This is a genomic window from Streptomyces sp. NPDC002742 (assembly GCF_042888885.1).
In the GTDB taxonomy this organism is placed as follows: Bacteria; Actinomycetota; Actinomycetes; order Streptomycetales; family Streptomycetaceae; genus Streptomyces.
In genome coordinates, this window is record NZ_JBIAQF010000010.1 from 64,417 (window position 1) to 89,713 (window position 25,297).

Genomic DNA, 25,297 nt, shown 5'->3' on the forward strand with positions numbered 1-25,297 from the left:
GGCGGGCGGCATCCCAGCAAAGATCACCTGGCGCCGATGAGTAAGGCGTACCAGAACCACTCCGCAGGAGGACCCCAGTGGCGAAGGCAAAGTTCGAGCGGACTAAGCCGCACGTCAACATCGGCACCATCGGTCACATCGACCACGGTAAGACGACCCTCACGGCCGCCATTACCAAGGTGCTGCACGACGCGTACCCGGACCTGAACGAGGCTTCGGCCTTCGACCAGATCGACAAGGCTCCCGAGGAGCGCCAGCGCGGTATCACGATCTCGATCGCGCACGTCGAGTACCAGACGGAGGGCCGCCACTACGCCCACGTCGACTGCCCCGGTCACGCTGACTACATCAAGAACATGATCACGGGTGCGGCGCAGATGGACGGCGCCATCCTCGTCGTCGCCGCGACCGACGGCCCGATGCCGCAGACCAAGGAGCACGTGCTCCTGGCCCGTCAGGTCGGCGTTCCGTACATCGTCGTCGCCCTGAACAAGGCCGACATGGTGGACGACGAGGAGATCCTGGAGCTCGTCGAGCTCGAGGTCCGTGAGCTCCTCTCCGAGTACGAGTTCCCGGGCGACGACCTTCCGGTCGTCAAGGTCTCGGCGCTCAAGGCGCTCGAGGGCGACAAGGAGTGGGGCCAGACCGTTCTGGACCTCATGGCCGCCGTCGACGAGGCGATCCCGACCCCGCCGCGTGACACCGAGAAGCCGTTCCTCATGCCCGTCGAGGACGTCTTCACGATCACCGGTCGCGGTACGGTCGTCACCGGCCGTATCGAGCGTGGTGTCCTGAAGGTCAACGAGACCGTTGACATCATCGGCATCAAGCAGGACAAGACCACGACCACGGTCACCGGCATCGAGATGTTCCGCAAGCTGCTCGACGAGGGCCAGGCCGGTGAGAACGTCGGTCTGCTCCTCCGTGGCATCAAGCGCGAGGACGTCGAGCGCGGCCAGGTCATCATCAAGCCGGGTTCGGTCACGCCGCACACCGAGTTCGAGGCCCAGGCCTACATCCTGTCCAAGGACGAGGGTGGCCGCCACACGCCGTTCTTCAACAACTACCGTCCCCAGTTCTACTTCCGTACGACTGACGTGACCGGTGTTGTGACCCTCCCCGAGGGCACGGAGATGGTCATGCCGGGCGACAACACTGAGATGACCGTTTCGCTCATCCAGCCCGTCGCCATGGAAGAGGGCCTGAAGTTCGCCATCCGTGAGGGTGGCCGGACCGTGGGCGCCGGCCAGGTCACCAAGATCAACAAGTAATTGTTGACCGTATGACCTGGTAGCTCCTTCAAGAGCTCCAGAAAGGGCCCGTACGACTTCGGTCGTACGGGCCCTTTCGCTGTGTCCGTCACCCGCCACCCGGCGGAATGTCCGTCACCGGCCGATCGACGTGTCCGTCGCCCGTCGGCGCCGATGGTCACGTGGCGGGGACCCTCACTGCATGTTCTGCACATGCGGATGGTCGTACGAGGCCGTGCACACGTAGACCTGCAGGTTGTAGCCGCGTCCGATGTTCAGCTGGGTGGCGCAGGCCGGCCCGAGGAAGTGCAGACCGTCGTAGCCGGCGTCTTCGACCGGGCGCCAGCTGCCGTTGCCGCCGTCCCATTCGACGCCGTCGATCGTGAGCAGCGGGCGTACGTCCGCGCCGCACTCGGAACAGGCCATGGGGAACGGGTCGCTGAAGCTCCAGGGCGCGTGGCCCCCGAGCTTGCAGCCGGGGGCGAGGCTGAGGTCGTACTGGTAGTACACGACGTCGATGTCGTCCAGCTCCTCCGGATTCTGTTCCACCTCCCACTCCTCGATCCGCTCGGCCAGGTCCTCCGGTAGCTCGTGCGGGGCCGGATACTCGACGACCGTCTCCGGGTGCAGGACGCAGGGCTCGGGGAGATAGTCGCTGTTGCCGACGACCGACGGCTGAGGGGCGGCCGCGAGGGGCCGGGTGACGTCGGAGGAGGCCCGCCAGCGCAGCCGGACCGCGGGGAGGTAGTCCTCGGCGTGGTCGAAGGGGCACCACAGCAACTGGAGCAGGTCGGTACCGGCGGGACGGGGCAGTTCGGGAACGTCGGCGGCGTACAGCTGCACCACGGGGATCAGCGGGACCGGGCCGTCCTGGGCGATGCGTGTACGGGCGGCGGCGCGGTCGACGTGCAGCCGCTCCTCGGGGCTGAGGAGGTCGGCGTCCTCGGCCCGGGGGCGGGCCCAGGCCTCGGCGAGGATGCGCCGCCTCAGCAGTACGTCGTCGGGGGTGACACCGCGGTGCGAGGGTCCGGCGTGATCCGGGCACGTGGGCCAGGGCTCATCGGCGGGCCACAGCAGAGGGCCGCCGATCGAACTGTCGGCGGCGGTGGGCGCGCCGGGACGGGGGTGCAGCCGGACCGCGGTACGGGCCAGCGGCGCCAACTCGGGGAAGAGGGCGGTGACTTCGAGGGGGCGGGGCGGAGTCGTGCGGGGCATGGGGAGAGGGTACGGGGGAGAGGTCGCCCACCTGCCGAAGGGGGCTTCCCGGAGTGCAGCCGCCAGTCCGGGGGAGCGTGCCGTTCGTCGGCCGGGCTAGCTCCGGTAGCGGGGCAGGTTCCGGGTCGAGATGGTCCACTCGGCGATGGTGACGTCCTCGCCGTAGACGAAGTCCTTGCGGGTCGCATAGCGCGGCCCCTCGGGGGTGCAGTGGATGTCGCTGAGGACGGCGCCCGTGCCGGTGCGGGGGTCGAAGACGGCGTAGACGGGGATGCCGATCAGAGGGTACGGCAGTCGGGCGTTCCGATGGCGCGTTCAACGGCCGCCCTGTCTCGGACCCAAGAGACCTGCGGATCCTCGAACTGCGGTATGGCATGATCCGGGCCCAAGCCCTCACCCCGAGGGAGTCGCTGGCCTTCATCGAGCAAGTGCTGGGAGAGACATGACCCACGGGACCTCGGTCGGGGAAGCTTCCGAGCTGAAGTGGTTCAAGAGCAGCTACAGCAACAGCAGCGAATGCGTCGAGATGGGCCCCACCCCCACCAAGATCCACCTCCGTGACTCCAAGAACCCCCAGGGCCCGCACCTCACATTCGCCTCCACCGCGTGGGCAGCCTTCCTCCCGTGCGCCACTCAAGCGTGAGTCAGGAGAACGGCTCGCGCTGGTCTGCGGCGACGGGCCACGTCCAGGCGCCGATCTCGGAAACGGGACTCGGCTATGACGTGTTCGCCCCGCTGTGGGGGATTCTGGAGCTCGGCGCGGTGACGGAATCGGCGGCGAGGGTTCTGCGGGACGTGTCACTCGCCGACTTCGTGGCGGCTCACCGGGACGAGGTCGATCGGCTCCTCGCACTGGTTCGGACCATCGGCGACTTCTCTCCCGAGACGATGGCCGCCTTCGAGAGCCAGGGAGGATGGAACGAAGGCCATGAGGTGACGGCCGAGTACCTCACGATCTACTCGGGATGCATCGAGAACTACCCTCCCGAGGTCGGTGATCCAGCCGTACTGCGGCGCATGGTCCGCATGGGCGGGGACCTCCAACTGGTGGCTTTCATGGACGCTTTGGTGGGAACGGCCACCGTGAGAGGCCCTGGTCCCGACAGGGCTGTGCCTCTGGTCGTCGAGGCCGTGCGGACGGCGGGATCGTTGCTGGGTGTCCGGAGCGACCGGGCGGTGGCGGACACCTTCCGGATGTGGCGTGTCACGTCCCTGCCGGACACCCTGCGCCCTGACTCCTCCTCAAGTGCCGAGGCCAAGACCCAGTTCAGGGCGTACGCCCATGGCCTGGAAGCTGTGATCGATCCGTATACGTGAGTCGCGTCCGACGCCGAAGTGACGCACGGGCCGACCGAGTTGGTTGCCCGGTCCGGCGGTGGCTTGATCCACACATGTCCTCGTGCTCGGGTAAATTCGCTGATGCGTACGAGAGTTACTGAGGCGAACGTGACGGGGGTTGCGGCGTGGCGGGGAATCGGCCGACGGATTGGGATGTCCTGGACCTGGACAAGGACCCCACTCCGGGGGATCCGGACCGGGTGCGCCACCTGGCCAAGAACCTGCACGACTTCGCCGACGACGTCTCGGACGCGCTCCGGCTCATCAAGGGGATGGCGGACGAGGACGCCGTCCTGCAGTGGGCGGGGAAGTCGGCGAAGGCGTTCCAGGACGAGTTCTCGGGTGTGCCGAAGCAGCTGAGGAAGCTGAAGAAGTCGTACGAGATGGCGGGGGACGCGCTCGCCGACTACTGGCCGAAGCTGGAGCGTGCCCAGGCCCTGGCGGACAAGGCGCTCGCCAGGGGCCGCGAGGCGCGGTCCGATCTGTCGTCCGCCAAGTCCCGTCTGTCGTCGGCTGATTCGTGGGTGACCAAGGCCGGCAAGGAAGCGGACAAGTACAAGGACGATCCGACCGGCAGCAAGGACACCGAGAAGCCGGACGAGGCGAAGGTACGGGCCGCGGCCCGGGACGCCCAGCACGCGAAGTCGGCGCAGACCTCGGCTCAGTCGGATGTGACGAACGCGAACAGTGCGCTGGACGCGGCGAAGAAGATGGCCGCGGACGCCCGCAAGATGCGGGAGGAGGCCGCGCGGGACGCCAAGTCGAAGATCGACGAAGCTTCGGACGCCGGTATTCACAACCGGAAGTGGTGGGAGGAGGTCGGGGACTGGTTCTCCGACAACTGGGACACCATCGTCGCGGTCTGCAAGGTCGTCGTGGCCGTGGTCGGGATCATCGCGATGATCATCGGGGGGCCGATCCTCGGCGCGATCGTGCTGATCGCCGCCCTCGTCGTCCTCGCCGACACGCTGAACAAATACGCGAAGGGCCAGGCGTCCCTATGGGATGTGGGCTTCGCGGCGCTGGACTGCATACCCGGCGGCAAGGGGATCACCAGCCTCGGCAAACTCGCCAAGGGCATGAAAACCCTTGGCAAGGGCGGCCTCAAAGCCATGGCGAAGGGCTTGGGGAAGGGCGGCCTTCGGCGCGGGATCGACGACGCGGTGAGCAAGGGTAAGCGAGCCCTGGGACGCACCAAGAAGGGCGACCCGATCGACATGGTCTCCGGCGAGATGCTCATGGAGGAGACCGACGTCGAACTGCCCGGACTGCTCCCACTTGTTCTGCGGCGTACGCATCTTTCGACGTACCGGTGGGGCCGTTCCTTCGGCGCGTCCTGGGCTTCGACCCTGGATGAACGCCTTGAACTGGACGAAGAGGGTGCGGCCTTCGCCGTGGAGGACGGCATGATCCTCCTCTACCCGGTGCCCGAACCAGGCGCCACGGTCCTGCCGTTGGAGGGTCCCCGCTGGCCACTGGACTGGGACGGCACGCCCGATGCCCCGATTCGCATCACCGATCCGGTCACAGGCATCACCCGGCACTTCGCCCCTCGGACGGCGCCGGCCGCGGTAGACGAAGCGTTCACGCTGCCGGTTGCCGCGATCACCGACCGCAATGGCCTCCGCATCGATTTCGACCGTGACGCAGCCGGCGTCCCAGTCGCCGTACGTGACTCCGGCGGTCGGCATCTCCACGTCGATACCGAGGGAGACCGCGTCGTCCGGATCCGTCTGCGCAACCCGGAGGACGGCCCGGAGGGCTCGGTTCTGAGGCGCTATGGCTACAGTCCCGATGGCGACCTCACCGAGATCTACAACTCCAGCGGTTTGCCGTTGAACCTCACGTACGACAACCAGGCACGCATCACGTCGTGGACCGACCGGAACGGCTACTGGTACCGCTTCACCTACGACGACCAGGACCGCTGCATACGTGGCGAGGGCACCGACGGGCTCCTCTCCTGCACGATCGCGTACGACGAGGAACACCTCGAAACGCGATACACCGATGCACTCGGCAACACGACGGCCTATCGCCACAACGAGTTGTACCAACTCGTCGCCGTGACGGATCCTCTTGGCCACACGACGTGTTCGGAGTGGGACCGATACGACCGATTGCTTTCCCGCACGGATCCGCTCGGTCAGACGACGCGTTACGAGTACGACGATCAGGGCGCGCCGACGGCGGTCGTCCGACCGGACGGCCATCGGGAGTCGGCGGAGAACAACGCGTTCGGCCGGCCTGTGTCGGTGATCCAGGCCGACGGCCACGTCTGGCACATGGAGTACGACACGTGCGGCAACCTGACGGGCGAGACGGACCCCACGGGAGCCCGGATCTCCTACCGGTACAACGCGATCGGTGCGCTCACCGCCGTGACCGACGCCGTCGGCCGCACCGCTCTTGTGGAGCCCGACGCGACGGGGTTGCCGGTCGCGTCCACCGATGCCGAGGGCGCGACGACACGGTACGAGCGTGACGCGTTCGGCAGAGTGGTTGCCGAGACCGCTCCGGACGGGGCGGTAACCCGATTCGGTTGGACGCGGGAAGGCCGGTTGAGCCACTGCGATCTTCCTGATGGTGGCACGGAACGCCGCGTCTACGATGGCGAGGGCAACGTCCTTGAGCGCGTGGACGCCCTGGAACACGTGACACGCTTCGAGTACGGCGGATTCGATCTGCCCGTGGCCCGAATCGACTCCGACGGCTCCCGCCTGGAGTTCTCCTATGACGCCGAACTGCGCGTCACTTCGGTCAGCAACCAACTCGGCGCCGCATGGCGCTACTTCTATGACGCCTCGGGCAGACTGGTCCGCGAGCAGGACTACGCCGGACGTTCGCAGAGCTATCGCTTCGATGCGGCCGGTCGGCTCGCCGGGCAGACCAACGGTGAGAATCAGTCCGTCGAGTACGTTCGTGACCACTTCGGCAAGGTAGTGGAGCAGCGGACCCCCGAAGGGGTCACGACCTATGCCTACGACCCGGTCGGCAACGTGTACCGCGTGGTCAGCGGCCGGACGGAGCTGACATACGAGCGTGACGGCCGTGGGCGGGTGCTCGCCGAGACCTGCAACGGCGCCACCGTGCGCTCTGCCTACGACTCGCTCGGCAGACGGACCCGCCGGGTGACGCCGTCGAATGCCGAGAGCGTCTGGGAGTACGACGGACGGGACAGACCGGTGCTGCTGCGAACGGCAGGCAGAACCGTCACGTTCGCGTACGACGAGGCCGGGCGGGAGGTCGAGCGCCGCATGGGCGCTGCCGTACTGAGCCAGGCCTGGGGAGCGGGCGGCAGGCTGAACTCGCAGACGCTGACGGCACACACCGATCGGTCGGAGCAGCTCGAACCGGGCCTGATCCAGCACCGCGCATACCGGTATCACCCGGATGGCGCGGTCGCCGCGATCAGTGACTCGATCGACGGCGATCGTGCGGTCGAAGTCGACGACCTGGGCCGGATCACCGGTGTCAGGGCGGCGGCCTGGTCGGAACGCTATGTGTACGACGCCGCGGGCAACGTTCTGCAAGGCGAATGCCGGCAGAACACGGCTGGCCGACCCGCGCAACAGAACGAAAGCGGGTGGGTTCGCAGGGTCGGGGGAATCCGCTATGAATACGACGCCCAAGGCCGGGTGACGGTCAGGCGCAAGAAGCGCCTGTCGCGCAAGGCCGATGTCTGGCATTACACCTGGGACAGCCAGGATCGTCTGGTCGCGGTGACCACGCCCGACGGTACCAAGTGGGTCTATCAGTACGACCCGTTCGGACGACGTATCGCCAAACGGCGTCTTGGTGTCGACGGTGAGACGGTCGTCGAGGAAGTGACCTTCGCCTGGGACGGGTTCGTCCTGGCTGAGCAGGTCGTCAGGTCTGGCGACGGGGCGTCCACCTGCACGGTGTGGGACTGGGAGCGGGATCGGTTCAGCCCTGTCACCCAGGTCGAAAGGGTGCTCTCGGAAGATCTCTCCCAGGAGTGGGTGGACAAGCAGTTCCACGGCATCGTGACCGATCTCGTCGGAACTCCCACCGAACTCGTCGGTGAGCACGGGGAGCTGGCGTGGAAGGCGCGAGCGACGGCATGGGGGGCGTTGCTCGAGGGTCGTAATTCCGCTGGTGTGGACTGCCCTCTCGCCTTTCCGGGCCAGTACCGAGACCCTGAGACGGCCCTCCATTACAACTATCAGCGGCACTATGATCCGGAGACGGGCCAGTACGTCTCGTTGGACCCCCTTGGTCTTGCACCAGGGCCGAACCCCCGTGGATATGTTCAGAATCCACTCACCGCCGTGGACCCGTTCGGGCTGTCGCCGGCTTGTGAAAACGCCGCGCGCGATGCCGCCCGACGGCGGGCCGACCAAGAGCAGGCTCGGCCGGGAGCCAGTAAACAGACCAGACCCACAAGTGCCGCCGGGCTTTCCGTTCCGGGGCATGACGCACCGTTCAGCGGTGCCAGTATCAAGGGCGGCGGCGACCACAATCTGCACCCGGACGTACAGGCTGCCTACGACCGGGTTCCGCTGGGACAGCGCCCAGCGGGCAGCCAGCACGGGCGATGCGGCGAGGCGGAGGCGCTGTCGGACGCCATGAATGCCGGGGTCGACCCGCGAGGCGGTGTCATGGCCTCTGTGGAAGTACGTGCCGCGGGCAATCCAAAGCACGGTGTGCCCAAGGCGCCGTGCTCCTCATGTCAACATGTGCTTGATCAGCTCGGGATTACGGCGGTGACTTAGAAATGGGCCAGGAGATCGATTCGCGGTGGTCCGCGGAGACGGATCGCGTTTTGAGGGGGGCCGGCTGGCAGCCGGGCCGATCGGTACCCACCGGCGAGTGGGAAAGCGCGCTCCGCGAGCGCGGCGGCTTCGAGATGCACGAGAGCGCTCGGAGGTTCCTCGCCGAGTTCGGTGGGCTGGAGAGCAGCGAGCGAGGGCCTGGGAAAACCATGGCCCGCATGGGGTTCAGGCTCGACCCGACCGTGGCCGAGTGGGACGACGAAATCTTTGACGTGCTCAGCGAAGAGGCCGGCGCCGATCTCTACCCGATCGGGGAAGCCGACCGTCGCAACAGCTACCTGGGCATCGCTCCGAACGGTGCGGTCTTCATCGGCATGGACAGCGTCACGCTGCTCGCGGAAACCGCGGACCGAGCGCTGGAGAAACTGGTCGAGGGAATCCGCTAGGAGGAACAAGCTGGAGAGCCGGTGGCTGCGATCGGTGGAGACGGTCGAGGACGCCTGGTGGGCGCTGCGCCGACGGCACTGACACGGGGGAGTCGGACATGGCACCGGAGTGGGACTGGGGAAGCGGCGAAGGCCTGCTGCGGATCTACGATCCCGCCGAGGTCGACGCGGCATTCGAGCGCGGCGAGGGGCACCTTGGCACGGCGGTGATCGGGCTGGCCTTCAACTGTTCGCTGGAGGAGGCCTCGCCTCGGATCGTCAGGGCGATGGGGTTGCCGGACCGCGACCAGCGTGGGTTCGCCTTCACCGCGGCCGGTGTCGCTGCCCGGCTCAACGGGGAGTTGACGCCGGAGCTGTATGCGGCGTTGCGGGCCGAAGGCCCCGGTCGTAGGAGCATCGCCGGGAACGCCATCGACGACACCCTCGACTACGTGCCGTTCCGGCAGCTGCCGTTGTGGCTCAAGTGGTGGAAGGCCGTGTCAAAGGTGCTGGACAAGCTGGAGACTTGGCGGCTGGAGTCCGCGTACGCGGTCAGTGATGCCTGGAAGGCCCTGCGTAGACGGCGCTGAGGGAAGGGGGAGCAGTCCATGGCGTCGGAGTGGAACTGGGAGAGCGGCGAGGGCGTGTCGCATGTCGACGACCCTGCTGAGTGGGACGCCGCCTTCGAGCGTGGTGAGCGGCCTCTCGGGTCGGCGGTGATCGGGCTGGCCTTCAACTGTTCGCTGGAGGAGGCCTCGCCTCGGATCGTCAGGGCGATGGCGCTGCCGGACCGCGCTCAGCGGGGGTTCGCGTTCACGGCGGCGGGCGCCGCGTCCCGAATCCATGGTGAGCTGACGCCGGAGCTGTACGCCGCACTGCGTGCCGAAGGTCCGGGCGGCATCGCCGACAACGCCATCAGGGACACTCTCACCTTTGTGCCGTTCCGGCGGCTGCCGCCGTGGTTCAGGTGGCAGATGGTGCGGACAACCGTGTTGGACAAACTGGGGTACTGGTGGATGCGGTCCAAGGATGGCGTCGGCGACGCCTGGCGATCGTTGCGCCGACGCCGTACCTGAGCGCGGTCACAGGGACCGCTCGCCGCGATGCGGAGGCCGACACCATGGAAACGGGACGGCGGCTATGAGGACTTCCTGAAGCGACGGAAGGAGTAATGGCGTTGACGCAGGGAGAGGGGCCCATCCCGGCGCGGCGGGGCAGGAAGCGTGAACCGTACGACGTGTTCCGGTCCGCGCCGGCTACGAGGTCCGTGTGGACGGGGTTGTCGGCCGAGATTGTCGAGGCCGTCGCCCGGTGCGACGCGGAGCGTCTTGAGGTGGAACGGTCCCGGGTCGCGCCGGAGTTGCGGGAGCGGATCACGACCCCCGTCTATTCGGTCGCGGATCGGTTCGCGTCATGGGAGCGTGTGGTGCGCCGGATGGAGCCCGGCTGGTCGAGTGACGACTTCTACCCCGTCGGCGCCTACGCGAACGACCTCGACTCCCGTGACTCGCTGCAGCAGTTGATGCTCGGGTTGCCCGCGGAGGCCCGGGAGGGTGCGCCGGGGCGGTTGCTGGCGCGGTTGGACGAGCGCTTCACGGCAGCGAGCGTCCCGGATCCGGAGCGGTCTCTGCGCGCCTGGGTGCGTCCGACCGAGGCGAGTCCCGAGGCGGAACTCGCACAGTGGTGGAAGCGCAGGCCGCTGCGTGATCCGTGGGATTGATCCATCGGCGGGTCGGAGGATTGCCGTGGTCGCAGGCACGAGAGGGAGCAATGAAGGATCGGTATGACGTCCGGCCATGACTGGGACTCCGGCGAGGATCTGATACGTATCGACGGCCCGGCCGAGGTGGACGCCGCGTTCGAGCGAGGTGAGGGTCATCTCGGGACCGCGGTGATCGGGCTGGCCTTCAACTGTTCCCTGGAGGAGGCGTCGCCCCGGATCGTCAGGGCGATGCACTTGCCGGATCTCGCTGAGCGCGCGTTCGCGTTCACCGCGGCCGGCACCGCCGCGCGACTCAACGGACGTCTGACCCCCGAGCTGTACGCCGAACTGCGCGCGGAGGGCCCCAGGAGCATCGCCGAGTACGCCATCAACGACACCCTGACCTTCGTACCCTTTCGGGAGCTGCCTCCGCGATTCAGATGGTGGAAGATCCGGTCGCAGGCGCGCAACAAGCTGGAGAGCCGGTGGCTGCGATCGGTGGAGACGGTCGAGGACGCCTGGCGGGCGCTGCGCCGACGGCACTGACACAGGGGAAGCCCGCATCGCGTCCAAGGCCTGTGTGAGCCGGTGAGCCGGTGAGCCGGTCCGAGGCTGAACGTCGCCCGCTGCGAGGTGTTTCGCCGAAGACAGGGGGTGGACTTCCCATGAAGGGGGTGGTGGTCAATCTGTTCCGGAATCAGCCGTACGCCGCGGGAGTCCTCATCGCCGGCCGGGGACACATCGGTCGCGAGAGAGCTGAGGAATGGGCGGCAGCCGTCCCCGGGTCGCGCACCCGCATCCTCGACTGGCTGCGGCTCGCCTCCGACTCCGGAGACTGGCGGAGGTTCGAGCGGCTCGCGGGCGTGGCTGTCCATCTGCGTCCCGAAGGGCTCGCCCCGATCCTGGCGGCGGTGCTCGCGTCGGGCGCGCGAGGGGTGAACGCGGAGGATCTGGTCGACATGCTCGGCGAACTGCGCGCCCCCGAGGCGGTGGACGTGATCGGCGCTCTCGTGCGGGAGAGGAAGGGCTCCGACGGGCCGTTCTTCCCGCTGTGCGTGAAAGGGGTCCAGTCGCTCGGAGAGATCGGTACTCCCGAAGCGCTGGCACTCCTCAGGGGCATCGCCACGAGCACCCCGGAGGAATGGCCCGGCCCGCTGAGGTGGCACGCGGCGGAGCAACTGGGGATCGAGGACGAACTCGGTTTCGACGAGGACATGATGCTGGGAGGCGGGTAGCCATCACAGGGATGCCGGATTCCGGCGCGGCACGGGGCCGGCGCGACGTCGGTCCGGACGAACACATCACCCCGCTGCCCGAGTCGGCGTACGCGCGGGAGGTCTTCAGTACCCTCGGCGGGATCGTGGAGATCGGCGCGGTCGTCGCCACCGGTGCGTGGGCGGTCGCGGACGCCTCGGTGGGCAGTCTGGTGAGCGCGCGGCGCGCCGAGATCGACCGGCTGCTCGCCGTCGTCCGCGCGCTCGGTGGCTTCAGCGACGCGTCCATGGCCGTCGTCGACGAACTGGGCTGTCTGCGTGAGCACGAGGTGACCGCGCCGTCCCTGCTCCTGTGGTCCGGCTGCATCGAGGAGATCTCGCCCCGCCTCACGGAACTCGAACGCCCGTCGGCCGTGCGGCGCATGTGCCGCATGGGGGCGGATCTCCAACTCGCCCATTTCCTTCAGGCGTTGGTCACCGCCTCCATCGCCGGGGGGACCGAGGCGGCGCGGGGAGCGGAAAGAGTGGCCGAGGCCCTCACCATCGCGGTCGCGCTGGCCGACGACTCGGGGAGAAGCGGCGCCGCCGACACGTTCCGGGCCTGGCGGGTCGCCTTCCTGCCGGGCGTTCTCCGTCCGGACTCCAGCGCTCCGGAGTACGGCAGGGCGGGCTTCCGCGCCTACGCACACGCCTTGGAGGAACTGCTGGAGCAGGCTGACGGACGGGGGAGGGGCGGCGGGTCCGGCCAGGGAAGGGGCTGAGGCCTCTGGTGGGGCAGTGGTGCGGGGGCTTCGGGCCGGGTGCGGGGCCTCGGCGGGACCGGTCCCGTGGTCCAGGCCGTGCCGGGGTTTGACCTTCGTCACCTTAGGGGTACGATCTCCGGCTCGATTGGCCAGCCCCCCGTCCGGTATGGCAGACTAGCGGGGTTGCTCGGTCGAGTGCCGATGCTGCGCGCCTCCCGTCGGGAGGACTGGAAGCGAGTCCCACAGTACTCGTCGCCCTATCTGCCGTAAGGCAGCGCTGGGGCGGACGTACGGGAATCTTCCGGGAAGTGTCAGCGGGGTGCAGACCAGGCGCCCGGTGGGTGTCTTCATCCCCGGTCCTGCGGTTGCTTTCGGGCGGAGCCGCGTCCCTCGCAGGGAAATCCATCACGGATATCCCTGTCGGCAGGAGCGCGACACACCCGACCGCGTGGGTCGGAGGTCAGGACGCGAACCCCCGGGTTCCGGAGCGTTTCACTAGACAAAGGACTACTGAGTAGCCATGGCGGGACAGAAGATCCGCATCCGGCTCAAGGCCTACGACCACGAGGTCATCGATTCCTCGGCGAAGAAGATCGTCGAAACGGTGACCCGCACTGGTGCGTCGGTCGCAGGCCCGGTGCCGCTGCCCACTGAGAAGAACGTGTACTGCGTCATCAAGTCGCCGCACAAGTACAAGGACTCTCGCGAGCACTTCGAGATGCGCACGCACAAGCGCCTCATCGACATCCTCGACCCCACGCCCAAGACCGTTGACTCCCTGATGCGACTCGACCTCCCGGCCGGTGTCGACATCGAGATCAAGCTCTAGGGATCGGTGATCTGAGAATGGCTAAGCAGATCAAGGGCATCCTGGGCGAGAAGCTCGGCATGACGCAGGTGTGGGACGAGAACAACCGTGTTGTTCCCGTCACCGTCGTCAAGGCCGGCCCGAACGTCGTGACCCAGGTCCGTACGAATGACTCCGACGGCTACGAGTCGGTCCAGATCGCCTTCGGCGAGATCGACCCGCGCAAGGTGAACAAGCCCCTCAAGGGTCACTTCGCCAAGGCCGACGTCACCCCCCGCCGCCACCTCGTCGAGATCCGTACCGCTGACGCCAGCGAGTACACCCTCGGCCAGGAGATCACCGCTGAGGTGTTCGAGGCCGGCATCAAGGTGGACGTGACCGGCAAGAGCAAGGGCAAGGGCTTCGCCGGTGTCATGAAGCGTCACAACTTCAAGGGCCTCGGCGCCGGACACGGTGTCCAGCGCAAGCACCGCTCCCCCGGTTCCATCGGTGGCTGTGCCACCCCGGGCCGTGTGTTCAAGGGCGTCCGCATGGCGGGCCGCATGGGCAACGAGCGGGTCACCACCCAGAACCTGACCGTTCACGCCGTTGACGCGGAGAAGGGCCTGCTCCTCATCAAGGGAGCCATCCCGGGTCCGAACGGCGGCCTCGTCCTGGTCCGTACCGCGGCCAAGGGGGCTTGAGGACATGAGCACCATTGACATTCTGTCGCCCTCCGGCGACACCGCCGGGACCGTTGAGCTCCCGGCCGAGATCTTCGACGTAGAGAAGATCAGCATCCCGCTGCTTCACCAGGTTGTCGTCGCGCAGCTGGCCGCGGCCCGTCAGGGCACGCACAAGGTCAAGCGTCGTGGCGAGGTCCGTGGTGGTGGCCGCAAGCCTTACCGCCAGAAGGGCACCGGCCGCGCCCGTCAGGGTTCGACCCGCGCGCCGCAGTTCGCCGGCGGTGGCGTCGTTCACGGCCCCACCCCGCGTGACTACTCGCAGCGGACCCCGAAGAAGATGAAGGCCGCGGCCCTGCGCCACGCCCTCACCGACCGGGCCCGCAACGCTCGCATCCACGTCATCACCGGCGTGATCGAGGGCGAGACCCCCTCCACCAAGGCCGCGAAGAGCTTCCTCGGAAAGGTCAGCGAGCGCAAGAACGTGCTCCTGGTCATCGAGCGCTCCGACGAGGCCGCGCTGCTCTCCGCGCGCAACCTGCCCCAGGTCCACATCCTGGAGCCGGGCCAGCTGAACACGTACGACGTTCTCGTCTCGGACGACGTGGTCTTCACCCAGGCCGCTTTCGAGTCCTTCGTGTCTGGCCCCCAGGCCGCTGACACCGAAGGGAGCGAAGCCTGATGGCTACGCGTCACCCGAGCATTGCCTCGAAGGCCGCCAAGGCCAAGAAGGTCGCGCGCGTCGCCAAGGCGAAGCGCCACGAGGCCGAAGGCAAGAACACCGTCGAGACCCCGCTGAGCAAGAGCTTCACGGACCCCCGTGACGTCCTCCTCAAGCCGGTCGTCTCGGAGAAGAGCTACGCGCTGCTCGACGAGGGCAAGTACACCTTCGTCGTGGACCCGCGGGCCAACAAGACCCAGATCAAGCAGGCCGTCCAGGCGGTCTTCTCGGTCAAGGTCACCGGGGTCAACACGATCAACCGTCAGGGCAAGCGCAAGCGCACCAAGACGGGCTTCGGCAAGCGTGCCGACAGCAAGCGCGCGATCGTGACCCTCGCTGAGGGCGACCGTATCGACATCTTCGGCCAGGCCTCCTAACGGAGTGCCCTGGTCCGAATATCGGACGAGGACTGAGAAATGGGAATCCGCAAGTACAAGCCGACTACGCCGGGCCGTCGTGGCTCCAGCGTCGCCGACTTCGTCGAGGTCACGCGGTCCACGCCGGAGAAGTCGCTGGTTCGCCCCCTGCACAGCAAGGGCGGCCGTAACAATTCCGGTCGTGTGACCGTTCGCCACCAGGGTGGCGGACACAAGCGCGCCTTCCGAGTGATCGACTTCCGTCGTCACGACAAGGACGGCGTGCCGGCGAAGGTCGCGCACATCGAGTACGACCCCAACCGCACCGCGCGCATCGCGCTGCTGCACTACGCGGACGGCGAGAAGCGCTACATCCTCGCCCCGCGCAACCTGTCGCAGGGTGACCGCGTCGAGAACGGTCCTGGGGCCGACATCAAGCCGGGCAACAACCTGGCCATCCGCAACATCCCGGTCGGTACCACGATCCACGCGATCGAGATCCGTCCCGGTGGCGGCGCCAAGTTCGCCCGCTCCGCCGGTGCCTCGGTGCAGCTGCTCGCGAAGGAGGGCACCATGGCCCACCTCCGCATGCCGTCGGGTGAGATCCGCCTGGTCGACCAGCGCTGCCGCGCCACGGTCGGCGAGGTCGGCAACGCCGAGCAGAGCAACATCAACTGGGGTAAGGCCGGCCGTAAGCGCTGGCTGGGCGTTCGCCCGTCCGTCCGCGGTGTGGCGATGAACCCGGTTGACCACCCGCACGGTGGTGGTGAGGGCAAGACCTCCGGTGGTCGCCACCCGGTCTCCCCGTGGGGTCAGAAGGAGGGTCGTACTCGTTCGCCGAAGAAGGCTTCGAACAAGTACATCGTCCGCCGCCGCAAGACGAACAAGAAGCGCTAGGAGCGGGTTTAGATGCCGCGCAGTCTCAAGAAGGGACCCTTCGTCGACGGACACCTTGTAAAGAAGGTGGACGTACAGAACGAAGCTGGTACCAAGAACGTCATCAAGACCTGGTCCCGTCGCTCGATGATCATCCCGGCCATGCTCGGCCACACGATCGCGGTGCACAACGGCAAGACCCACATCCCGGTGTTTGTCACCGAGTCGATGGTCGGCCACAAGCTCGGCGAGTTCTCGCCGACGCGCACCTTCCGGGGTCACGTCAAGGACGACCGGAAGTCGAAGCGCCGCTAACGCGGGGTGGAATCGACCATGACAGACACTGGAAGGACAACCATGGAAGCCAGGGCCCAGGCGCGGTACATCCGCGTTACGCCCATGAAGGCCCGCCGAGTGGTGGACCTTATCCGTGGCATGGATGCCACGGAGGCTCAGGCGGTCCTGCGTTTCGCCCCGCAGGCCGCGAGCGTGCCGGTCGGCAAGGTGCTTGACAGCGCCATTGCCAACGCCGCACACAACTACGACCACACCGACGCCGGCAGCCTCGTCATCTCCGAGGCCTACGTCGACGAGGGTCCGACCCTGAAGCGGTTCCGGCCGCGTGCCCAGGGCCGTGCCTACCGGATCCGCAAGCGGACCAGCCACATCACCGTGGTCGTCAGCAGCAAGGAAGGAACCCGGTAATGGGCCAGAAGGTTAACCCGCATGGGTTCCGGCTCGGCATCACCACGGACTTCAAGTCCCGTTGGTACGCCGACAAGCTGTACAAGGACTACGTCAAGGAAGACGTCGCCATCCGTCGGATGATGACGTCCGGCATGGAGCGCGCCGGCATCTCGAAGGTTGAGATCGAGCGCACCCGTGACCGTGTGCGGGTGGACATCCACACCGCGCGTCCGGGCATCGTCATCGGCCGCCGTGGCGCCGAGGCCGACCGCATCCGCGGTGACCTCGAGAAGCTCACGGGCAAGCAGGTCCAGCTGAACATCCTCGAGGTCAAGAGCCCCGAGACCGACGCTCAGCTGGTTGCCCAGGCCGTTGCCGAGCAGCTGTCCTCCCGCGTCTCCTTCCGTCGCGCCATGCGTAAGAGCATGCAGGGCACGATGAAGGCCGGCGCCAAGGGCATCAAGATCCAGTGTGGTGGCCGTCTCGGCGGCGCCGAGATGTCCCGCTCGGAGTTCTACCGCGAGGGCCGTGTGCCCCTGCACACCCTCCGCGCGAACGTCGACTACGGCTTCTTCGAGGCCAAGACGACCTTCGGCCGTATCGGCGTGAAGGTCTGGATCTACAAGGGCGACGTCAAGAACATCGCCGAGGTTCGCGCCGAGAACGCCGCTGCCCGTGCGGGTAACCGCCCGGCCCGTGGTGGCGGCGCGAGCGACCGCCCGGCCCGTGGTGGTGGCCGTGGTGGCGAGCGTGGCGGCCGCGGCCGCAAGCCGCAGCAGCAGTCCGCGCCGGCTGCCGAGGCCCCCAAGGCCGAGGCTCCCGCCGCCGCTGCCGCTCCGGCTGAGAGCACCGGAACGGAGGCCTGACCGACATGCTGATCCCCCGCAGGGTCAAGCACCGCAAGCAGCACCACCCGAAGCGCCGTGGTCAGGCCAAGGGCGGTACGCAGGTTTCGTTCGGCGAGTACGGCATTCAGGCCCTCACGCCGGCGTACGTGACGAACCGCCAGATCGAGGCCGCGCGTATCGCGATGACCCGCCACATCAAGCGTGGCGGCAAGGTCTGGATCAACATCTACCCGGACCGCCCGCTCACGAAGAAGCCCGCCGAGACCCGCATGGGTTCCGGTAAGGGTTCCCCCGAGTGGTGGGTCGCGAACGTGCACCCGGGCCGGGTCATGTTCGAACTGTCCTACCCCAACGAGAAGATCGCCCGTGAGGCCCTCACTCGCGCAGCCCACAAGCTGCCGATGAAGTGCCGGATCGTCAAGCGCGAGGCAGGTGAAGCGTGATGTCGGCCGGTACCAAGGCGTCCGAGCTGCGCGAACTGGGTGACGAGGAGCTTCTTGCGAAGCTCCGCGAAGCCAAGGAAGAGCTGTTCAACCTCCGCTTCCAGGCGGCGACCGGTCAGCTCGAGAACCACGGGCGGCTCAAGGCCGTCCGGAAGGACATCGCGCGGATCTACACCCTGATGCGTGAGCGCGAGCTGGGCATCGAGACGGTGGAGAGCGCCTGATGAGCGAGAGCAACGTGACTGAGCAGAAGACCGAGCGCGGTTTCCGCAAGACCCGTGAGGGTCTGGTCGTCAGCGACAAGATGGACAAGACCGTCGTCGTCGCTGTCGAGGACCGCGTGAAGCACGCGCTGTACGGCAAGGTCATCCGCCGTACCAGCAAGCTCAAGGCCCACGACGAGCAGAACGCCGCCGGCGTCGGCGACCGCGTCCTCCTGATGGAGACCCGGCCGCTGTCCTCGACGAAGCGCTGGCGCATCGTCGAGATCCTCGAGAAGGCCAAGTAATCACCTGAGGTATCCCTCAGGTTCGTTCCGCCAGGCTCGGGGCGGGACCGTCGTGGACGGTCCCGCCCCGGGAACCGGCAGACAATCAGGAGATAGACGTGATCCAGCAGGAGTCGCGACTGCGTGTCGCCGACAACACTGGTGCGAAGGAAATCCTTTGCATCCGTGTGCTCGGTGGCTCCGGTCGCCGCTACGCGGGCATCGGTGACGTGATCGTCGCCACCGTCAAGGACGCGATCCCCGGCGGCAATGTGAAGAAGGGTGACGTCGTCAAGGCTGTCATCGTTCGCACCGTCAAGGAGCGCCGCCGTCCGGACGGCTCGTACATCCGCTTCGACGAGAACGCCGCCGTCATTCTGAAGAACGACGGCGACCCTCGCGGCACCCGTATCTTCGGCCCTGTCGGCCGTGAGCTGCGCGAGAAGAAGTTCATGAAGATCATCTCGCTCGCGCCGGAGGTGCTGTAAGCATGAAGATCAAGAAGGGCGACCTGGTTCAGGTCATCACCGGTAAGGACAAGGGCAAGCAGGGCAAGGTCATTGCCGCTTACCCGCGCGACGAGCGCGTCCTGGTCGAGGGTGTCAACCGGGTCAAGAAGCACACGAAGGCCGGTCCGACCGCCAAGGGTTCGCAGGCCGGTGGCATCGTCACGACCGAGGCGCCCGTCCACGTCTCCAACGTCCAGCTGGTCGTTGAGAAGGACGGCAACAAGGTTGTCACGCGCGTCGGTTACCGCTTCGACGACGAGGGCAACAAGATCCGCGTTGCCAAGCGGACGGGTGAGGACATCTGATGGCTACCACCACCACTCCGCGTCTCAAGACGAAGTACCGCGAGGAGATCGCGGCGAAGCTGCAGGAAGAGTTCTCCTACGAGAACGTCATGCAGACGCCGGGCCTCGTCAAGATCGTGGTCAACATGGGTGTCGGCGACGCCGCCCGTGACTCGAAGCTCATGGACGGTGCCGTCCGTGACCTGACCACGATCACCGGTCAGAAGCCGGCCATCACCAAGGCCCGCAAGTCCATCGCGCAGTTCAAGCTGCGTGAAGGTCAGCCGATCGGCGCCCACGTCACGCTCCGTGGCGACCGCATGTGGGAGTTCCTGGACCGCACCCTGTCGCTCGCGCTTCCGCGCATCCGCGACTTCCGTGGTCTGTCCCCCAAGCAGTTCGACGGCCGTGGCAACTACACCTTCGGTCTCACGGAGCAGGTCATGTTCCACGAGATCGACCAGGACAAGATCGACCGCACCCGGGGTATGGACATCACCGTGGTGACCACGGCGACCAACGACGCTGAGGGCCGCGCGCTTCTCCGTCACCTCGGCTTCCCCTTCAAGGAGGCGTAAGCGAGATGGCGAAGAAGGCTCTGATTGCCAAGGCTGCTCGTAAGCCCAAGTTCGGTGTGCGTGGCTACACGCGCTGCCAGCGCTGCGGTCGTCCGCACTCCGTGTACCGCAAGTTCGGCCTGTGCCGCGTCTGCCTTCGTGAGATGGCTCACCGTGGCGAGCTGCCGGGCGTGACCAAGAGCTCCTGGTAGTCCCTGTAATTCAGGGATTTCAGGACTCTCGGTAAGTAAAGGGCTCGGTCAGGTGCCCACCTCTCCATGGCTTAGGCTAGGAGGGTTGGGCGCCTGACGCCCAAACGACTTACTACGCCGTAGGTCCCCGCACCGCACCCGTCCCGCCCATGAGTGGGGAGAGGGATGGCGCATACAGGAAACCCCGGCGAGAGAGGCCGAAGGCCAATTCATGACCATGACTGATCCGATCGCAGACATGCTTACGCGTCTGCGTAACGCGAACTCGGCGTACCACGACACCGTGGGTATGCCGCACAGCAAGATCAAGTCGCACATCGCGGAGATCCTCCAGCAGGAGGGCTTCATCACGGGCTGGAAGGTCGAGGACGCCGAGGTCGGCAAGAACCTCGTTCTCGAGCTGAAGTTCGGCCCGAACCGTGAGCGCTCCATCGCGGGCATCAAGCGGATCTCCAAGCCCGGTCTCCGGGTTTACGCGAAGTCCACCTCCCTGCCCAAGGTGCTTGGCGGCCTCGGCGTGGCGATCATCTCCACGTCGCACGGTCTCCTCACCGACAAGCAGGCCGGCAAGAAGGGCGTAGGCGGAGAAGTTCTCGCCTACGTCTGGTAGCGGAAGGGAACGGAGGAAACAGCTATGTCGCGTATTGGCAAGCTCCCCATCACGGTTCCCGCCGGCGTGGACGTCACCATCGACGGCCGTACGGTTGCGGTGAAGGGGCCCAAGGGCACCCTCTCTCACACCATTGCGGCGCCGATCGAGATCGCTAAGGGTGAGGACGGCGTTCTGAACGTCACCCGCCCGAACGACGAGCGTCAGAACAAGGCCCTCCACGGCCTGTCCCGCACGCTGGTGGCGAACATGATCACCGGCGTGACCACGGGTTACGTGAAGAAGCTCGAGATCAGCGGTGTCGGTTACCGCGTCCTGGCGAAGGGCTCCAACCTGGAGTTCTCGCTCGGCTACAGCCACTCGATCACTGTCGAGGCCCCCGAAGGCATCACCTTCAAGGTCGAGAACCCGACGCGGTTCTCGGTCGAGGGCATCGACAAGCAGAAGGTCGGCGAGGTTGCGGCCAACATCCGCAAGCTGCGCAAGCCCGACCCGTACAAGGCCAAGGGCGTCAAGTACGAGGGCGAAGTCATTCGTCGCAAGGTCGGAAAGGCGGGTAAGTAAGCCATGGCATACGGTGTCAAGATTGCTAAGGGCGACGCTTACAAGCGTGCTGCCATCAAGCGTCGTCACATCCGGATCCGTAAGCACATCTCGGGTACGGCTGAGCGTCCGCGCCTGGTCGTGACGCGCTCCAACCGTCACATCGTGGCCCAGGTCATCGACGACGTTAAGGGTCACACCCTCGCGTCGGCGTCGACCCTGGACACCACGATCCGCGGTGGCGAGGCCGACAAGTCGGCTCAGGCGAAGTCGGTCGGCGCCCTGGTCGCCGAGCGCGCCAAGGCCGCCGGTGTCGAGGCTGTCGTATTCGACCGTGGTGGCAACCAGTACGCCGGGCGCATCGCCGCCCTGGCGGACGCCGCCCGCGAAGCCGGACTCAAGTTCTGAGTCGCCCGTCGCGCTAGCGACTTGATTGTCGCTGCGTAGCTAGCGGAAAAAGAGAGAGGTAATCCAATGGCTGGACCCCAGCGCCGTGGAAGCGGTGCCGGTGGCGGCGAGCGGCGGGACCGGAAGGGCCGTGACGGCGGCGCTGCTGCCGCCGAGAAGACCGCGTACGTTGAGCGCGTTGTCGCGATCAACCGCGTCGCCAAGGTTGTGAAGGGTGGTCGTCGCTTCAGCTTCACCGCGCTTGTCGTGGTAGGCGATGGTGACGGCACCGTCGGTGTCGGTTACGGCAAGGCCAAGGAGGTGCCGGCCGCGATCGCCAAGGGTGTTGAAGAGGCCAAGAAGCACTTCTTCAAGGTCCCCCGTATCCAGGGCACCATCCCGCACCCGATCACGGGCGAGAAGGCCGCGGGCGTCGTCCTGCTCAAGCCTGCCTCCCCCGGTACCGGCGTTATCGCCGGTGGCCCGGTGCGAGCTGTCCTGGAGTGCGCCGGCGTTCACGACATCCTGTCGAAGTCGCTCGGCTCTTCCAACGCGATCAACATCGTGCACGCGACCGTGGCGGCCCTCAAGGGCCTGCAGCGTCCCGAGGAGATCGCGGCTCGCCGTGGTCTGCCCCTCGAGGACGTCGCCCCCGCGGCTCTCCTTCGTGCACGTGCCGGGGCGGGTGCGTAATGGCTCGCCTCAAGGTCACGCAGACGAAGTCGTACATCGGCAGCAAGCAGAACCACCGTGACACCCTGCGTTCCCTTGGTCTCAAGGGCATCAACACGCAGGTCGTCAAGGAGGACCGCCCCGAGTTCCGCGGAATGGTTCACACCGTCCGCCACCTCGTGACGGTCGAGGAGGTCGACTGATCATGGCGGAAAACAACCCGCTCAAGATCCACAACCTCCGTCCCGCCCCGGGCGCCAAGACCGCCAAGACCCGTGTTGGTCGTGGTGAGGCGTCGAAGGGTAAGACGGCTGGTCGTGGTACCAAGGGCACGAAGGCCCGCTACCAGGTTCCGGAGCGCTTCGAGGGTGGCCAGATGCCCCTCCACATGCGTCTTCCGAAGCTGAAGGGCTTCCGTAACCCGTTCAAGACCGAGTTCCAGGTCGTGAACCTCGACAAGCTGGGCGCGCTGTACCCGGAGGGTGGCGAGGTCACCGTCGAGGGTCTCGTCGCCAAGGGTGCCGTTCGCAAGAACAGCCTCGTCAAGGTCCTCGGCCAGGGCGAGATCTCCGTGGCGCTGCAGGTGACGGTCGACGCCGTCTCCGGCTCCGCCAAGGAGAAGATCACCGCCGCCGGCGGTACCGTCACCGAGCTCGTCTGATTTCAGCAGGCGTCTCGATGACCTGAACGATCCCGACCGGGGATGCCCCACAAAAGGGGCATCCCCGGTTGGTCGTTCCTAGGGGGGCAGTGTCGCCGGTAAGGTGGCCTGCACTGTTAATTTTCGTCCGGCGTGCCTCACGGGAACTCCGGACGGGCTTTGACTGTTGGTTAGCTGTCAGTCATCCGTCGAACCTCAAGACCGTCACCTCTGACGCTGTAGCGCGGGGGTCGCAGGAGGCACCGTGCTCACCGCGTTCGCCCGGGCGTTCAGGACGCCCGACCTGCGCAAGAAGCTGCTCTTCACGCTCGGCATCATCGTGGTCTACCGGGTCGGTACCCACGTTCCGATCCCCGGTGTGAACTACAAGAACGTCCAGTCGTGCATCGACACGGCCGACTCGAACCGTGGGCTGTTCAGCCTGATCAACATGTTCAGTGGCGGCGCGCTGCTGCAGATCACGATCTTCGCGCTCGGCATCATGCCGTACATCACGGCGAGCATCATTCTTCAGCTGCTCACCGTGGTGATCCCGCGACTGGAAGCCCTCAAGAAGGAGGGCTCGGCCGGTACGGCGAAGATCACGCAGTACACCCGTTATCTGACGGTCGCGCTCGCCATCCTGCAGGGCACGGGCCTGGTGGCCACCGCCCGCAGCGGCGCGCTGTTCTCGGGCTGCCCCGTGGCCGGCCAGATCGTGCCGGACCAGTCGATCTTCACCACCATCACGATGGTCATCACGATGACCGCCGGTACCTGTGTCGTCATGTGGCTCGGTGAGATCATCACCGACCGCGGCATCGGCAACGGCATGTCGATCCTCATGTTCATCTCGATCGCCGCGACCTTCCCGAGCGCGCTGTGGACCGTCAAGGTCCAGGGCAAGCTGGCCGGTGGCTGGATCGAGTTCGGCACGGTCATCGCGGTGGGTCTGTGCATGGTCGGCCTGGTGGTGTTCGTCGAGCAGGCGCAGCGCCGGGTTCCGGTCCAGTACGCGAAGCGCATGATCGGCCGCCGTTCGTACGGCGGCACCTCGACCTACATTCCGCTGAAGGTCAACCAGGCAGGTGTGATTCCTGTCATCTTCGCCTCGTCGCTGCTCTACATTCCGAGCCTGGTCGCCCAGTTCTCGAAGAGCGACTCCGGGTGGAAAACATGGGTCACGCAGAACCTGACCAAGGGTGACCACCCGGTTTACATCGCTCTGTACTTCCTTCTGATCGTTTTCTTCGCGTTCTTCTACGTGGCGATCTCGTTCAACCCCGAGGAAGTAGCCGACAACATGAAGAAGTATGGTGGCTTCATCCCGGGCATCCGGGCTGGCCGGCCTACCGCTGAGTACCTCAGTTACGTACTCAACCGGATCACCTGGCCGGGTTCGCTGTATCTGGGGCTGATCGCTCTCGTGCCGACGGTGGCGTTGGTTGGTTTCGGGGCAAACCAGAACTTCCCGTTCGGTGGTACCAGCATCCTGATCATCGTGGGTGTCGGTCTCGAGACGGTGAAGCAGATCGAGAGTCAGCTTCAGCAGCGCAATTACGAAGGGTTCCTCCGCTGATGCGAATCGTCCTCGTCGGGCCGCCCGGTGCCGGGAAGGGAACGCAGGCCGCGTTCCTCGCCAAGAATCTGGGGATCCCGCACATCTCAACGGGCGACCTGTTCCGCGCCAACATCTCTCGGCAGACGGAACTCGGCAAGCTGGCGAAGTCCTACATGGACAAGGGTGAACTGGTACCGGACGAGGTCACCATCGCCATGGCCAAGGACCGCATGGAGCAGCCCGACGCGGAGCACGGCTTCCTGCTCGACGGCTTCCCGCGCAACGTCTCGCAGGCCGAGGCGCTGGACGAGATGCTGAGCACCGAGGGCATGAAGCTGGACGCGGTGCTGGACCTCGAGGTCCCCGAGGACGAGGTGGTCCGCCGTATCGCGGGCCGTCGTATCTGCCGGAACGACTCGTCGCACGTCTTCCACGTGTCGTACAAGACGCCGAAGCGGGAAGGCGTCTGTGACGTCTGCGGCGGCGAGCTGTACCAGCGCGACGACGACTCCGAGGACACGGTTCGCACGCGGTTGGAGGTCTACCACACGCAGACCGAGCCGATCATCGACTACTACAAGGCCCAGGGCCTGGTCGTCACGATCCCGGCGCTCGGCAAGGTGGAAGAGGTCACGGCGCGCGCGATGGAGGCACTGTCCCGCGAGGACGCCTAGTCCGCGCGGGTCCGCTCCGCGGTACACGCGTACCGCGGGGTGTGTGAAGCAGTACGTCGCATCGGCCGCGGCACCCTCACCGGGTGTCGCGGCCGACGTGCGAGGCGGGCGGGGCCGAGGCCCTGTGCGCGAGACGG

General features: G+C 66.6%; 35 protein-coding genes and 2 pseudogenes. 35 read left to right on the forward strand and 2 right to left on the reverse strand.

Annotated elements, in window-relative coordinates; translation table 11 throughout:
• Positions 1-77 precede the first annotated feature (77 nt).
• Entirely contained in the window at positions 78-1,271 is a 1,194-nt protein-coding gene (tuf, locus tag ACFYW8_RS19305; RefSeq protein WP_389076425.1) for an elongation factor Tu, read from the forward strand.
• 174 nt (positions 1,272-1,445) lie between these two features.
• Here the strand turns inward: tuf and ACFYW8_RS19310 are convergent, their stop codons facing one another.
• Both ACFYW8_RS19310 and ACFYW8_RS19315 read right to left on the reverse strand, forming a co-directional pair.
• Entirely contained in the window at positions 1,446-2,465 is a 1,020-nt protein-coding gene (locus ACFYW8_RS19310; RefSeq protein WP_365870878.1) for a hypothetical protein, read from the reverse strand.
• A gap of 96 nt (positions 2,466-2,561) precedes the next feature.
• Positions 2,562-2,753 (reverse strand): annotated as a pseudogene (locus ACFYW8_RS19315) (Uma2 family endonuclease); the annotation flags it as partial.
• Between ACFYW8_RS19315 and ACFYW8_RS19320 the strand changes: the two are divergent.
• The 34 genes and pseudogenes from ACFYW8_RS19320 to ACFYW8_RS19485 all read left to right on the forward strand — a co-directional run.
• A pseudogene (locus ACFYW8_RS19320) lies at positions 2,744-2,911 on the forward strand (transcriptional regulator); the annotation flags it as partial. The pseudogenes ACFYW8_RS19315 and ACFYW8_RS19320 overlap by 10 nt on opposite strands.
• Positions 2,908-3,108, forward strand: coding sequence for a DUF397 domain-containing protein (locus tag ACFYW8_RS19325; RefSeq protein WP_389076431.1), 201 nt, complete (start codon positions 2,908-2,910; stop codon positions 3,106-3,108). The pseudogene ACFYW8_RS19320 and the gene ACFYW8_RS19325, both read left to right, overlap by 4 nt.
• Positions 3,090-3,782, forward strand: a complete 693-nt coding sequence (locus ACFYW8_RS19330; protein WP_389076435.1) for a hypothetical protein — start codon at positions 3,090-3,092, stop codon at positions 3,780-3,782. The genes ACFYW8_RS19325 and ACFYW8_RS19330 overlap by 19 nt, the downstream gene beginning before the upstream one ends.
• Positions 3,783-3,928: 146 nt before the next feature.
• Entirely contained in the window at positions 3,929-8,539 is a 4,611-nt protein-coding gene (locus tag ACFYW8_RS19335) for a DUF6531 domain-containing protein (RefSeq protein ID WP_389076439.1), read from the forward strand.
• A gap of 2 nt (positions 8,540-8,541) precedes the next feature.
• Positions 8,542-8,985 (forward strand): SUKH-3 domain-containing protein, encoded by a 444-nt coding sequence (locus ACFYW8_RS19340; protein WP_389076443.1) that lies wholly within the window; start codon positions 8,542-8,544, stop codon positions 8,983-8,985.
• A gap of 98 nt (positions 8,986-9,083) precedes the next feature.
• Positions 9,084-9,554, forward strand: coding sequence for a hypothetical protein (locus tag ACFYW8_RS19345; RefSeq protein WP_389076448.1), 471 nt, complete (start codon positions 9,084-9,086; stop codon positions 9,552-9,554).
• 18 nt (positions 9,555-9,572) lie between these two features.
• Positions 9,573-10,040, forward strand: a complete 468-nt coding sequence (locus tag ACFYW8_RS19350) for a hypothetical protein (RefSeq protein WP_365870873.1) — start codon at positions 9,573-9,575, stop codon at positions 10,038-10,040.
• 203 nt (positions 10,041-10,243) lie between these two features.
• A complete protein-coding gene (locus tag ACFYW8_RS19355; RefSeq protein ID WP_389076454.1) occupies positions 10,244-10,684 on the forward strand; it encodes a hypothetical protein in 441 nt (146 codons plus the stop codon).
• A 63-nt stretch (positions 10,685-10,747) separates the two neighbouring features.
• Positions 10,748-11,212, forward strand: a complete 465-nt coding sequence (locus ACFYW8_RS19360) for a hypothetical protein (RefSeq protein ID WP_389076457.1) — start codon at positions 10,748-10,750, stop codon at positions 11,210-11,212.
• Between the two features lie 119 nt (positions 11,213-11,331).
• Positions 11,332-11,901, forward strand: a complete 570-nt coding sequence (locus ACFYW8_RS19365) for a HEAT repeat domain-containing protein (protein WP_389076461.1) — start codon at positions 11,332-11,334, stop codon at positions 11,899-11,901.
• 11 nt (positions 11,902-11,912) lie between these two features.
• Entirely contained in the window at positions 11,913-12,641 is a 729-nt protein-coding gene (locus ACFYW8_RS19370; RefSeq protein WP_389076464.1) for a hypothetical protein, read from the forward strand.
• Between the two features lie 502 nt (positions 12,642-13,143).
• On the forward strand, positions 13,144-13,452 hold the full coding sequence (gene rpsJ / locus ACFYW8_RS19375) for a 30S ribosomal protein S10 (RefSeq protein WP_003948644.1): 309 nt from the start codon (positions 13,144-13,146) through the stop codon (positions 13,450-13,452).
• Between the two features lie 17 nt (positions 13,453-13,469).
• The gene (gene rplC, locus ACFYW8_RS19380; protein WP_261705325.1) at positions 13,470-14,114 is read left to right on the forward strand and encodes a 50S ribosomal protein L3; all 645 of its coding nucleotides are present in this window, start codon (positions 13,470-13,472) and stop codon (positions 14,112-14,114) included.
• A 4-nt stretch (positions 14,115-14,118) separates the two neighbouring features.
• Positions 14,119-14,775: a 50S ribosomal protein L4 gene (gene rplD, locus ACFYW8_RS19385; RefSeq protein ID WP_037627000.1), complete on the forward strand. Its 657-nt coding sequence runs from the start codon at positions 14,119-14,121 to the stop codon at positions 14,773-14,775.
• The gene (gene rplW / locus ACFYW8_RS19390; RefSeq protein ID WP_189190335.1) at positions 14,775-15,191 is read left to right on the forward strand and encodes a 50S ribosomal protein L23; all 417 of its coding nucleotides are present in this window, start codon (positions 14,775-14,777) and stop codon (positions 15,189-15,191) included. The genes rplD and rplW overlap by 1 nt, the downstream gene beginning before the upstream one ends.
• A 39-nt stretch (positions 15,192-15,230) precedes the next feature.
• Positions 15,231-16,067 (forward strand): 50S ribosomal protein L2, encoded by an 837-nt coding sequence (rplB, locus tag ACFYW8_RS19395; RefSeq protein ID WP_365870867.1) that lies wholly within the window; start codon positions 15,231-15,233, stop codon positions 16,065-16,067.
• A gap of 12 nt (positions 16,068-16,079) precedes the next feature.
• Positions 16,080-16,361 carry a 30S ribosomal protein S19 gene (gene rpsS / locus ACFYW8_RS19400; protein ID WP_024755409.1) on the forward strand — a complete coding sequence of 94 codons (282 nt, stop codon included), beginning with the start codon at positions 16,080-16,082 and terminating at the stop codon, positions 16,359-16,361.
• 42 nt (positions 16,362-16,403) lie between these two features.
• A complete protein-coding gene (gene rplV, locus ACFYW8_RS19405; protein ID WP_006604878.1) occupies positions 16,404-16,751 on the forward strand; it encodes a 50S ribosomal protein L22 in 348 nt (115 codons plus the stop codon).
• Positions 16,751-17,599 carry a 30S ribosomal protein S3 gene (rpsC, locus tag ACFYW8_RS19410; protein WP_326786061.1) on the forward strand — a complete coding sequence of 283 codons (849 nt, stop codon included), beginning with the start codon at positions 16,751-16,753 and terminating at the stop codon, positions 17,597-17,599. The genes rplV and rpsC overlap by 1 nt, the downstream gene beginning before the upstream one ends.
• 5 nt (positions 17,600-17,604) lie before the next feature.
• Complete coding sequence (gene rplP / locus ACFYW8_RS19415) at positions 17,605-18,024, forward strand: 50S ribosomal protein L16 (protein ID WP_099500627.1); 420 nt, start codon at positions 17,605-17,607, stop codon at positions 18,022-18,024.
• Complete coding sequence (gene rpmC, locus ACFYW8_RS19420; protein WP_003998824.1) at positions 18,024-18,248, forward strand: 50S ribosomal protein L29; 225 nt, start codon at positions 18,024-18,026, stop codon at positions 18,246-18,248. The genes rplP and rpmC overlap by 1 nt, the downstream gene beginning before the upstream one ends.
• The gene (gene rpsQ, locus ACFYW8_RS19425) at positions 18,248-18,532 is read left to right on the forward strand and encodes a 30S ribosomal protein S17 (RefSeq protein ID WP_181863401.1); all 285 of its coding nucleotides are present in this window, start codon (positions 18,248-18,250) and stop codon (positions 18,530-18,532) included. Before rpmC ends, rpsQ begins: the two co-directional genes overlap by 1 nt.
• Before the next feature lie 98 nt (positions 18,533-18,630).
• Positions 18,631-18,999 carry a 50S ribosomal protein L14 gene (rplN, locus tag ACFYW8_RS19430; RefSeq protein WP_003998823.1) on the forward strand — a complete coding sequence of 123 codons (369 nt, stop codon included), beginning with the start codon at positions 18,631-18,633 and terminating at the stop codon, positions 18,997-18,999.
• 2 nt (positions 19,000-19,001) lie between these two features.
• Entirely contained in the window at positions 19,002-19,325 is a 324-nt protein-coding gene (gene rplX, locus ACFYW8_RS19435; RefSeq protein ID WP_007494760.1) for a 50S ribosomal protein L24, read from the forward strand.
• A complete protein-coding gene (rplE, locus tag ACFYW8_RS19440) occupies positions 19,325-19,882 on the forward strand; it encodes a 50S ribosomal protein L5 (protein ID WP_037626984.1) in 558 nt (185 codons plus the stop codon). The genes rplX and rplE overlap by 1 nt, the downstream gene beginning before the upstream one ends.
• 5 nt (positions 19,883-19,887) lie before the next feature.
• A complete protein-coding gene (locus ACFYW8_RS19445) occupies positions 19,888-20,073 on the forward strand; it encodes a type Z 30S ribosomal protein S14 (protein ID WP_003948630.1) in 186 nt (61 codons plus the stop codon).
• Positions 20,074-20,284: 211 nt separating this feature from the next.
• Positions 20,285-20,683 carry a 30S ribosomal protein S8 gene (gene rpsH / locus ACFYW8_RS19450; protein WP_190037509.1) on the forward strand — a complete coding sequence of 133 codons (399 nt, stop codon included), beginning with the start codon at positions 20,285-20,287 and terminating at the stop codon, positions 20,681-20,683.
• Positions 20,684-20,707: 24 nt separating this feature from the next.
• Positions 20,708-21,247, forward strand: coding sequence for a 50S ribosomal protein L6 (gene rplF / locus ACFYW8_RS19455; RefSeq protein ID WP_365870865.1), 540 nt, complete (start codon positions 20,708-20,710; stop codon positions 21,245-21,247).
• A gap of 3 nt (positions 21,248-21,250) precedes the next feature.
• A complete protein-coding gene (rplR, locus tag ACFYW8_RS19460) occupies positions 21,251-21,634 on the forward strand; it encodes a 50S ribosomal protein L18 (protein WP_060901491.1) in 384 nt (127 codons plus the stop codon).
• A gap of 66 nt (positions 21,635-21,700) precedes the next feature.
• On the forward strand, positions 21,701-22,306 hold the full coding sequence (gene rpsE / locus ACFYW8_RS19465; RefSeq protein ID WP_006376045.1) for a 30S ribosomal protein S5: 606 nt from the start codon (positions 21,701-21,703) through the stop codon (positions 22,304-22,306).
• Positions 22,306-22,488, forward strand: coding sequence for a 50S ribosomal protein L30 (gene rpmD / locus ACFYW8_RS19470; RefSeq protein WP_055553514.1), 183 nt, complete (start codon positions 22,306-22,308; stop codon positions 22,486-22,488). The genes rpsE and rpmD overlap by 1 nt, the downstream gene beginning before the upstream one ends.
• A 2-nt stretch (positions 22,489-22,490) precedes the next feature.
• Complete coding sequence (rplO, locus tag ACFYW8_RS19475) at positions 22,491-22,946, forward strand: 50S ribosomal protein L15 (protein WP_189190330.1); 456 nt, start codon at positions 22,491-22,493, stop codon at positions 22,944-22,946.
• A gap of 244 nt (positions 22,947-23,190) precedes the next feature.
• Complete coding sequence (gene secY, locus ACFYW8_RS19480; protein WP_365870864.1) at positions 23,191-24,504, forward strand: preprotein translocase subunit SecY; 1,314 nt, start codon at positions 23,191-23,193, stop codon at positions 24,502-24,504.
• Positions 24,504-25,160: an adenylate kinase gene (locus tag ACFYW8_RS19485; protein ID WP_365870863.1), complete on the forward strand. Its 657-nt coding sequence runs from the start codon at positions 24,504-24,506 to the stop codon at positions 25,158-25,160. The genes secY and ACFYW8_RS19485 overlap by 1 nt, the downstream gene beginning before the upstream one ends.
• Positions 25,161-25,297: the final 137 nt, after the last annotated feature.